General features: G+C 48.0%; 8 protein-coding genes. All 8 read right to left on the bottom strand.

Translation table 11 applies throughout. The annotated features are described in order from the left end of the window. Positions 1 to 26: 26 nt before the first annotated feature. Positions 27 to 1,256: an ABC transporter ATP-binding protein gene (locus Q7C_RS10995; RefSeq protein ID WP_014704849.1), complete on the bottom strand. Its 1,230-nt coding sequence runs from the start codon at positions 1,254 to 1,256 to the stop codon at positions 27 to 29. After that, positions 1,253 to 2,038, bottom strand: a complete 786-nt coding sequence (locus tag Q7C_RS10990) for an ABC transporter permease (protein ID WP_014704848.1) — start codon at positions 2,036 to 2,038, stop codon at positions 1,253 to 1,255. Before Q7C_RS10990 ends, Q7C_RS10995 begins: the two co-directional genes overlap by 4 nt. A 71-nt stretch (positions 2,039 to 2,109) precedes the next feature. Beyond that, positions 2,110 to 3,144: a GDP-mannose 4,6-dehydratase gene (gene gmd, locus Q7C_RS10985; protein WP_041367142.1), complete on the bottom strand. Its 1,035-nt coding sequence runs from the start codon at positions 3,142 to 3,144 to the stop codon at positions 2,110 to 2,112. 45 nt (positions 3,145 to 3,189) lie between these two features. Then, positions 3,190 to 4,299, bottom strand: a complete 1,110-nt coding sequence (locus Q7C_RS10980; RefSeq protein ID WP_014704846.1) for a glycosyltransferase — start codon at positions 4,297 to 4,299, stop codon at positions 3,190 to 3,192. Between the two features lie 3 nt (positions 4,300 to 4,302). Continuing rightward, a complete protein-coding gene (locus tag Q7C_RS10975; RefSeq protein ID WP_083839466.1) occupies positions 4,303 to 5,610 on the bottom strand; it encodes a TolC family outer membrane protein in 1,308 nt (435 codons plus the stop codon). Between the two features lie 12 nt (positions 5,611 to 5,622). Continuing rightward, a complete protein-coding gene (locus Q7C_RS10970; protein ID WP_014704843.1) occupies positions 5,623 to 6,972 on the bottom strand; it encodes an HlyD family type I secretion periplasmic adaptor subunit in 1,350 nt (449 codons plus the stop codon). Beyond that, a complete protein-coding gene (locus Q7C_RS10965; protein WP_014704842.1) occupies positions 6,969 to 8,684 on the bottom strand; it encodes a type I secretion system permease/ATPase in 1,716 nt (571 codons plus the stop codon). Before Q7C_RS10965 ends, Q7C_RS10970 begins: the two co-directional genes overlap by 4 nt. A gap of 105 nt (positions 8,685 to 8,789) precedes the next feature. After that, positions 8,790 to 10,232, bottom strand: coding sequence for a mannose-1-phosphate guanylyltransferase/mannose-6-phosphate isomerase (locus Q7C_RS10960; RefSeq protein WP_014704841.1), 1,443 nt, complete (start codon positions 10,230 to 10,232; stop codon positions 8,790 to 8,792). Positions 10,233 to 10,289 lie beyond the last annotated feature (57 nt).

Below are 10,289 nucleotides of genomic sequence, written 5' to 3'. Positions count from 1 at the left end.
TCGTTCATCACGTTGCAAGACATGATTTACGCTGATTTATCGGTAGTGGTCGTCACCGTCGGTGGTAGCCAGTTATAACCAAAAAAAGTCAGTTTTTGCAGGCTAATGACAGAAAAAACCAGCGCCATATCACGCCACTCATAATTATCATTGAGATGATTTTCACTGCTATGCAAGGCGACAGTGACGGCATAACTACCAGCGCCCATATTGGCCTCAAACGTAAATCGAATAATCGGTGTGTCGCCCGGCTTCAAATCATGCAACGTCGCTTTGAGATAGTGGGTATTCGTACCAAAGACCTGCTGACCCAGTCGGTCTTTGATCATGTAGCCCACCACCAGCTCATCAACCGCTTGTTCGACATAAGTCGCGACTTCCAACGTGACCTGTTCGCCAATGGGCACATTGCTGATATCAGCGCCATCCTCTCCACAGAGTCGGACTTTTTCGATCCGGACTTCTCCCGTCCCGGAAATGATCTGCTGCCGGCCATCGGCAACTTGTGTCACCTGTAATTTGCTGCGTTCTTTTTTAGCGATAATGGCATTGTAATAATCCATAATCATTTCCGGCTCACCATCGCGCAGCAGCTTGCCGTTATCCAATAAAATTGCGCGATTACATAAGGATAAAACAGCGTTAATGTCATGCGAAACAATTAACAGAGAAGTGCCACGCCGGGTAAAGTCTTTGATGCGATCGAAGCTTTTATGCTGAAAATAGCTATCACCCACTGATAAAGCTTCATCAATTATCAGCAAATCTGGCCGCACTGCCGTGGCTACCGCAAACGCCACCCGCATTTGCATACCAGTAGAATACGTCCGCACCGGAGCATCAAATTTGTCACCAATTTCAGCGAAGTCTTCGATGTCGGGCAGCATGGTCTCAATTTCATTGGGATGAAACCCCATCAAACCTGCCGCATGACGTACGTTTTGCCTGCCAGTCAAATCCGGATTAAAGCCCATGCCCAATTCCAGAATCGCAGAGATACGCCCATACTGGTTGATATCACCCGATGTTTTTTGCAAAGTGCCAACAATCAGCTTGAGCAAAGTGGATTTACCGGCACCATTCTGACCAATAATGCCTACCGATTCCCCTTGGCTGATATCAAAACTGATGTCCTGCAATACCGGTATCGTGGTTACCGGCGCATTGCGCCAACCGAACCAACTGGCGATACGATGCAACTCAGATCGATATTGCACATAGGTTTTACTCAGATTTTTGACCGATAATAAGGTCATAACACGTCAACCATTTGCGGGCCGGATCGCCGCACCAAGGTCATTGCAAGCGCTAATAAGCCCAAGCTGATGAGCAGCATCACGCCCAGTGATTGCCAATCGGGATACGCCTGATACACCATGATTTGATGATAGCTGTCCATCAGATGAAATAACGGATTAAATTGCACCAAATACTGCACTGACTCGGGCAAGATATTAATCGGATAAATAATCGGTGTTAACCAGAAGCCTAATTGCAGCAGTATCGGGAAGATCTGACTGATATCGCGGATAAACACATTTAACACCCCTAAAATCAGCCCCACGCCCATGGCAAACAGCATCATCACCAGCGTGACCGGGATGAGCGCCCAATAATGTATATCTGGATAATGCCCCATGATCATGTAAATAACGACTACAGCCATGAATAAAAATAGACTATTCATCAGGCTGCCGCCGAGGATAATGATGGGCAGCGCACTCTTTGGAAAGCGGATTTTTTTAATCAGATTGGCATTATCGAGATAGACCGTCAGACACCGGCTCATGATTTCCGAGAAAAAACTCCAGGCAAAAATGCCGGTAATCAGATAAATAGCATAGGCATGCGTATTTTCGACGCCTTGCAATTTGGCAGACAACACGCTGGATAAGACGATGGCATAAATAGCGATCTGCGCCAAGGGACTGATAATAATCCATAGCCCGCCCAGTTTACTGCGCACAAAACGGAGTCTGAACTCGTGTCGAATCGAGGAAAAAATGAACCCGCGATAATGCCAGATTGAACGCAGCATAAGCCTGATTTCCTCGCCTTAAGGTGTCACCTGATCTACCAACAGGTCTGCTTGTCTCACCGATCTGATCGTCAAAACGACACCCCATTGGCAATCTTCTGCCGATCACTGTCAACCATCATCTTGCATAACTGCGCAACGTCGGTCTGCGGCGACCAGCCCAGTGCCTCTTTTGCCTTGCGATAGTCGCCTATCAGCAGTTCGACTTCCGCAGGACGGTAAAATGCCGGGTCTACTTCAACCAGTAATTGACCCGTTTGACTGTCTCGGCCTTGTTCGGTGTCACCACTGCCCTGCCAGTCAATGTGTTTGTCAACAGCGGCAAATGCCCAGCTGACAAAGTCACGCACGGAGTGGGTTTCATTAGTCGCCAGTACGAAGGTGTCAGCACGCTCGTGTTGCAGCATGCGCCACATGCCGTCAACGTATTCTTTGGCATAGCCCCAGTCTCGTTTGGCGTCCATGTTGCCAAGCCGTAACGGTGCCGGGTCGCCATCGGCCAGGCGGGCAACCCGGTCGGTGATTTTGCGGGTGACGAATTCTTTGCCGCGTAATGGGGATTCGTGGTTGAACAGGATGCCACTGCTGGCAAACAGGTCGTAGGATTCGCGGTAGTTGACAACGCTCCAGTGACCGAACAGTTTGGCAACAGCATAGGGGCTGCGCGGGTAAAAAGGGGTGTCTTCGGTTTGGGGGATTTGTTGGACTTTGCCGTACAGTTCGGAGGTGCTGGCTTGATAAAAGCGGATCCCTTTGTCAACGATGCGAATGGCTTCCAGCAGGTTTAAGACACCAATACCGCTGATGTCGGCAGTGGTCAACGGTTGTTCAAAGGAGACGCCAACAAAGCTTTGTGCTGCCAGGTTGTAGACTTCGTCTGGTTGGCTGTCTGATAACAGCCGAATGCAGTTGCTGAGGTCGGTCAGGTCAAATTCGCGAAGTTGCAGATCCGGGTGGTGGCGAACGCCCAGCATGTCCAGACGCCAGAAGTTGACGGAGCTGCTGCGACGGTAGGTGCCTATCACGCGGTAACCTTTGCCAAGTAGCAGGTCTGCAAGGTAAGCGCCGTCCTGGCCCGTTATCCCGGTAATTATCGCCGTTTTCAATGTCGGTTCCTTTGTTGTTGTCTGGGCAGGCCGCTGTGACATCGGTCAGACAGCCGCCATGATGCTGCGGTAAAGGCCATCATAAGCCACGCCCATGCGGCTTGCTGTGAGGTGATCAGCAAATCGTTGTCGACTGGCTTGGCCCATTTCTGTGGCCTGCTCGGGATGCTCACTCAACCAGGTCATGGCTGACGCCAATTTCTCAGCATCACCGGGTGGCAAGACTAGCCCTGTCTTATCGGCCTGATTAATAAAGGTTGTCCCCGTGCCTAGCTCAGTCGAAATTAACGGTTTCCCCATTCTGGCCGCTTCAACCAATACCATCCCATACGCTTCCGAAGCGTAACCTGAAGGCAAAACCAGCGCGGTACATAAACTGAGCAAGGCATTTTTTTCGCCTTCTTCAACAAAGCCCAATAATGTTACGTTATCCAGTTGTTGCGCTTCAATTTGCGATTCGAAAGTCTGACGCAACGGTCCATCACCACAAATCACAATATGTACTGCTGTTTTGGCGGCTGCCTCAATCAAGGTATCAATGCCCTTGTAATAGCGAAAAGCGCCAATAAACAGGATAAATTTATCCGGTAACTGAGCCGAAAAACGCGCTACCAAGGCCGTATCCAATGCGGGTATTTCGTCCCCAATGCCATTAGGAATGACAACGGGGGTTTTGGTTAACTGGCTTAATACCGGACTATTTTTAAGCAGGTTAGGCGAACTGGCCGTCACGGCTGCCGCGCGGGATAAAAAACGTTTCATCAATGGCCGGTACAGCTTCAACCAGCCACGCTGACGAACAATATCGGATTGATAGGTGACAACATAAGGCCGATTCGTCAGCATTGCCAATACATCGGCAAACGGCCAGGGAAACTGAAAATGCAAAATATCATGTTGTTGCGCCAGTTGGCGAAATGCCTTCAGCAACGAAAGGGAAAATCCACAGGAAGCAATTTCGACATTTTGTGGAAATACGATTAATTGTCCGTAGGGCAAATCCATCGTTTGTTTGTCGGCAACCTTATCGGACAGACAAACAATGGTATTGCGGTGACCGAATTTGATGGTCTGCTGACACAGCTCTTCGATCACATGCTCAATGCCACCGGTACTGAGTGGCAAGGCACATTTATAAACATGAAGTATGTTCAAGGATCAGTCTAACCAGCTGTTAATTTCAGCCATCACCTGCTCATCCATTCCACCAGAGAGAAAAGCCAGTCTGGCTCTAGTAATGACATAATCATATCGTGCTTGCTGGTGACTGCGTTTGGCGCTCAATAACTCTTTTTGCGCATCTAAAACATCAGAAATTGTGCTCATTCCGAGTTCAAAGCCGCGATTCATGGCTTCCAGGGATTTACTGGCCGAGGTAATCGCTTTATCAGTCGCTTCAATCTGTCTCAGGGTCGAGCGCATGCCGAAAAACATATCTTTGAGTTCTTTGATAATCTCTCTACGTGTCTGATCTAATGTGGCCTGACTGACAACTAGCTGTCTTGCAGACTCTTCAACACGCGCTGAAGTGACACCACCAGAATAAATCGGCACATTAATACTCAATGAAATAACTTCGCTGTCGCTTTTCGGTGTCTGCGTGTTATCAAAACCAATGTCGGTTTCCTGTTTGCTCAGTTCCAGATTGACCGTTGGCAAATGCTGCGCACGTTTACTTTGAATATTCTTTTTAGCGGCATCAATTTCCGACCCTAATGCATTGAGCGCCGGGTTGTGCAGCATGGCCCGATCCAGTAATTCATCAACGCTCATTTCCGGTCTGGCAAAGTTCGTCTCTTCCCGCAACTGGGCCACATAACTGACTGGCTGGCCAGTAATTTCAATTAAACTTTCGCGCGCCATTTCCAGCGTTTGTTCTGCGCTAATTTCCTGTGCTTCCAGTAAATCCAACGACGACTGGACTTCCAGTAACTCGGTTATGCGGACCAGATTTTTATCAAACAATGCCTGCGTTTGTTCGAGTCTCAGTTTGGTATCAGCCTTGTCTTCAGTGATCAGGTTTAATTCATCTTTGGCTTTTAGATATTGAAAATAACGTTCAATTGTATCCAGCCTTACCTTAGCTACCGTATCGTCACGTTTATAACCAAACTGTTCGGTAACGGATTTGGCCCGTTGCCATGAACGAAACCGCTCCATATTGAATAACGGTTGACGCACGGAGATGGCATAACGTTCACCACCAAATTGCTCGAACGAGTCGAGGTCATCCACCTCCCGCTCTGTACTGGTCAGACTGCTGCTAAAGTTGGCCTGTGGCAATAACTCACCTAAGGCTTGCCGCTGTCGGGCTTCGCCGATCTGGTAATTTTGATGGCCGATCAACAAACGAGGATCAGACAGTTCAACCTGTTGATAGATGGCGACCAGATCCTGCGCCAATATCTGCTTTGAAAAACTGACTGTAAGAAGTATGACTAGAAAAAAAGACGGTCTTCGCAACATAGTCTAGGCTCGCTATTCTTCTAAAAAAGCACGGGAGAAGGCATCGGTCACCGGTTTGGACAGATATTCAAAGAGAGTGCGCTCACCGGATGAAATCAACACCTCGGCCGGCATACCCGGTAAAACGACCAAATTATTCATCTCCAGCAAACTCTCGGTTGTCACTTCCAGACGGGCTTCGTAATAAACCTCCTTACTGTCTCTATCTTGAATCCGATCTGGCGATACTTTAACCACTTCTGCAAACATGCGTGGTGTCGTACCAAAGTGGAAAGCGCTGAACCGGACTTCGGCTGACTGACCAACCGACACACGGTCAATATCTATCGGATTCACTCTAGCAATAATGGCTAACTCTTCGTCTTCAGGCACAATTTCCATGATTCGTTCTCTCGGCCCGATAACCCCACCAATTGTATGGACAGCCAAGCCCAGCACTTTGCCTGTGACCGGTGCTAGAATCTGGGTTTTTCTCAATACATCTTCCTGAGCAGTCAGTTTTTCACGGACATCAAAGAGACTGTTTTGAACTTCTGCCAACCGGGTGGCAACTTCTTCACTGCGTTCTTTACGCAATTGCAGAATTTCCAGTCGGGTTTCACCAATCTGAACATCAAGGGCCGCAATCTCGGCAGTCAATTCGCCAATAGATCCTTCCGCCTCATTAAACTGACGCTCGCGCTCGCGCAGACGTTGTTTTTCAGCGAATCCTTCTTTGAGCAGATCACGCAACTCATCGATTTCCTCGGTCAGGGACTTGGTCAGCCTTTCATTACTGTCACGTTGCGCTTCCAGACCCACGCGCCGATTACGTAATTGTTGAATACGTTGTTCCAGCACTTTGACTTCACCAGTCATGGATTCTCGACGTGCCTTGAAAATTTCATTTTCAACCATCATGGCTTCGGCCGCCCGCGGATCATCAGCGACTTGCAACAACTCGGGATAATCAACTTTTTCCTGCCAGGTTTGCTCTGCAATGAGACGCGACTCCAAAGCACTCAAAGACAATAGTTGTCCCATCGTAATATCGCGCTGAGCTCGAATTTGTGTATCATCCAATACAATCAGCACGTCTCCCGCTTCGACCAGATCACCTTCACGGACGTTCAGCTCTGTCACGATGCCACCATCCAAATGCTGTACTGATTTACTATTGTATTTAACACTGACAAAGCCCGGCGCTAGTGACGCATTGTCTATTTTGGCGGTATAAGCCCAACCGCCAAAAATCCCAAATGTCAGCAACAACACCAAGACACCGAACCAACGGTAAGGCCGGTCTGAAACAGAAAGTGACGATTGGGACTGCTCCGCTTTAGCCCGCGTCGCGTCGCTGTTAAATTCAGTTATATCTTTCATGATTGGGCCGTTGTTGCAGTATTTTTGATTGCTTGCGTACTTTGCTGGATATGCTTCATCACATCTTCTTTCGAACCATAAGCCACTTGATAACCATCACGCATCATCAACAGGTTATCCAGCTGACCCAAAATGCCTTTTTTATGAGAAATAATGATTAAGGTCGTACCATGGGCTTTGACTTTTTCTATCGCTCCAGCCAAAGCCAATTCTCCTTTGTCATCCAGATTGGCATTGGGTTCATCCAGCAAGACTAAACGCGGGTTACCGTAAATCGCTCTGGCAAGGCCAATCCGTTGCCGTTGCCCGCCGGATAATACGCCGCCGGTACCTGATATTTTGGTGTCATAACCTTGTTCAAGGGCAAGAATCATATCGTGTACATCGGCTTTTTTGGCTGCATCAACAACAGCCGCCGGATCAACTTCGCCAAAACGGGCAATATTCTCGCTGATCGTGCCATCAAATAATTCAACATCCTGAGGTAAATAACCGATGTACGGACCCAATTCCTCACGCTTCCAGTCATAGACATCAGCGCCGTCTAACCTAACCTTGCCGTTGGCAACAGGCCAGATACCCAATAAGGCGCGGGCCAACGTCGATTTACCTGCCGCACTCGGCCCGATGATACCCAGCGACTGGCCGGCTTTGAGCTCAAAATTGACACCTTGTATGACCGGGACTCTCCCCCCTGGCGGTACAACAATAATACTTTCAGCCTGTAAATTTCCCTCTGGGGCTGGCAGGGGCATCCGCTCTTCTTCATTCGGAATTTTAGTCAACAACTCATTCAATCGACCATACTGACCACGGGCAGCGATGAATCCTTTCCAAGCATTAATCATGAGATCAATTGGTGCCAGCGCCCGGCCAAGCAAAATAGAACCGGCAATCATCAAACCAGGCGTAATTTGCTGCTCCAGCACTAGATAGGCACCCAAACCTAGAATCAAGGACTGGGACATGAGACGAATATTTTTGGACAGTGTTGAGATACTGCCCCCCTTTTTACTAGCACTTTCTTGTAATTCTAGAATTTTTTCCGAAGAGCTATTCCAACGTTGGCGCAGACCATTCAGCATCCCCATCGACTGGACTACTTCCGCATTGCGCAGATTTTTGTTCAGTTGTTCGCGCTGCTCGATAGAAATGACATTGGCTTCTTGAAGTGGCTTATTGGTCCGCTTTTCATTTATTAATGCCAAGGTCAATAAAATAATGACCGTAATAACCGCAACCGTGCCATACCAAGGATGGAATAAGTACATCACCGCTATGTAAATCGGTACCCACGGAGAATCAAAAAAGGCAAACATGCCGTTACCACTTAAAAATTGACGCAATCCCCGTAAATCATCTAATGGTTGCGAGCTGCCCTTTCCCGTCATTAATGAACTTTTAAACGTCGCATCGAAAAGCCGCGCATTTAATAATAGATCGAGTCGCGTCCCGACTTTAATTAAAATTCGCGACCGTACCCACTCTAACAAGCCCAACGTAATAAACAGCACGACAACAATAATTGTCAGCATCAATAAGGTGGATTCGCTACCGCTGGTAATGACTCTGTCGTAAAGCTGCAACATGTAAATCGCAGGCACCAGCATGAGTGCATTAATGAAAAGACTGAAAAATCCAGCGGTCAGAAACGATTGTCGACATAACCCCAAAGCTTTATGGAGGTCTGTTTTTTGTTTTTTTTGTGCCATACGGCCAGCTTATATCCAAGATCGCAAAAAAGTTAACGGGGTATTGTACCGCACCCGTTACACAACTGTTTGACTAGCTGGGGACTAAGTGATTTTTTTCAAGAGTTAAGCAGGTAAATTCCTGACTCTACCGTAAACATCCTCATAACGCTTAATGTCATCTTCCCCAACATAATCACCCGTCTGTACTTCAATAATGACTAGCTTTTCAGTGTATGGATTACTTAGGCGATGTTTATGTCCTGCATGGATGTAGGTCGATTCATTCTGGGCAATCGTCAATTGTTTATCGTCGTTAATCACCAGTGCCGTGCCTTCAATCACGACCCAATGTTCTGAGCGGTATTGATGCGATTGCAAACTGAGGCTGGCGCCCGGGTTCACTTCAATTCGTTTTATTTTGTAATGGTCGGCAACCTCTAATACCGTATAACTGCCCCATGGGCGATAAACCTTGTTGTGAAACCGATGTGTCGGATGATCCTGCTGTTTCAGCGCCTTGTAGATCTGCCTCACATCCTGACTGGCCGCTTTATCTGCTACCAAAATCGCATCAGGTGTATCAACAATAATCAAATTCTCTACCCCAACCGCGCCAATCAACCTGTCGTCACTGTAAAAGAACGAATTTTTTGCCTGATGCAGACACACCTCAGCACGAATTGCATTGCCATCGTTGTCATGCTCATAAATTTCACTCAATGCCTGCCAAGAGCCAACATCATGCCAGCCAATATCACAGGCGACCGCCGCCGCATGACGGGTTTTTTCCATGACCGCATAATCGATGGAAATGTCTTCAATATCCTGAAAGTGCTCGGCCGCCAACCGTAATACCAGCGCATCATTAAGCCGAATCTGACCAGACAAGGCGACGGCCTTTTGCGTAGCTTGCAAAATGGCGGGACAGTACTCGGCTAATTCCTGACGCATAACACTGGCTTTAAAACAGAACATACCAGCGTTCCAGTAATAATCACCTGATGCCACCAGTTTTTCAGCTTCTTCACGCTGGGGCTTTTCTATAAACTTGCTGACTTTGTCATCGGTGATCTGCAAATAGCCAAAGCCGGTTTCCGGACGATCCGGCTTGATCCCGAAAGACACCAGATAGTCTTGCGCCGATAAGGTCACGGCTTCATTCACGGCATTGGCAAAAGCCAGTTCGTCTTCGATTAGATGATCTGCAGATAACACCATTAATGTGGCATCTTCGCCATGCACGGCAATAATCCGATGAACGGCCGCAGCAATAGCCGCTGTGGTGTTTTTGGCAACCGGCTCCAAGAGATAAGTTAATTTCTGGTCCGGCGCAATCACCGGGGCAATTTCATCGTGAAGATTAAATAACAGTGCTTCATTGGAAACCACCAACAGCTCGACCGCGCCCGGCAATGCGGCAGCGCGCAAGGCTGCTTTTTTGATCAGACTTTGCCGATCCGGCATTTCAATAAACGGTTTCGGGTGTTCGGCACGAGACAAAGGCCACAGCCGAGAGCCGGCACCACCACACATAATGACTGAAATAAGCTTGGTTGGCTTATTCATAGCGGGTTGTCCTGATTGATTAATTGGATTGTTGACAAGGAACGTTATCGCTCACCT

This window comes from Methylophaga frappieri (assembly GCF_000260965.1).
GTDB classification, from domain to species: Bacteria; Pseudomonadota; Gammaproteobacteria; order Nitrosococcales; family Methylophagaceae; genus Methylophaga; species Methylophaga frappieri.
The sequence above is the reverse complement of the archived record's forward strand: the minus strand, read 5'-3'. Positions and strand labels throughout refer to the sequence as shown.

Coding starts and splice junctions, on each gene's coding strand:
- Q7C_RS10970 (WP_014704843.1), bottom strand. CDS start 6,972: ATGAAAGATATAACTGAATTTAACAGCGACGCGACGCGGGCTAAAGCG.
- Q7C_RS10960 (WP_014704841.1), bottom strand. CDS start 10,232: ATGAATAAGCCAACCAAGCTTATTTCAGTCATTATGTGTGGTGGTGCC.
- Q7C_RS10990 (WP_014704848.1), bottom strand. CDS start 2,038: ATGCTGCGTTCAATCTGGCATTATCGCGGGTTCATTTTTTCCTCGATT.
- Q7C_RS10975 (WP_083839466.1), bottom strand. CDS start 5,610: ATGTTGCGAAGACCGTCTTTTTTTCTAGTCATACTTCTTACAGTCAGT.
- Q7C_RS10995 (WP_014704849.1), bottom strand. CDS start 1,256: ATGACCTTATTATCGGTCAAAAATCTGAGTAAAACCTATGTGCAATAT.
- Q7C_RS10965 (WP_014704842.1), bottom strand. CDS start 8,684: ATGGCACAAAAAAAACAAAAAACAGACCTCCATAAAGCTTTGGGGTTA.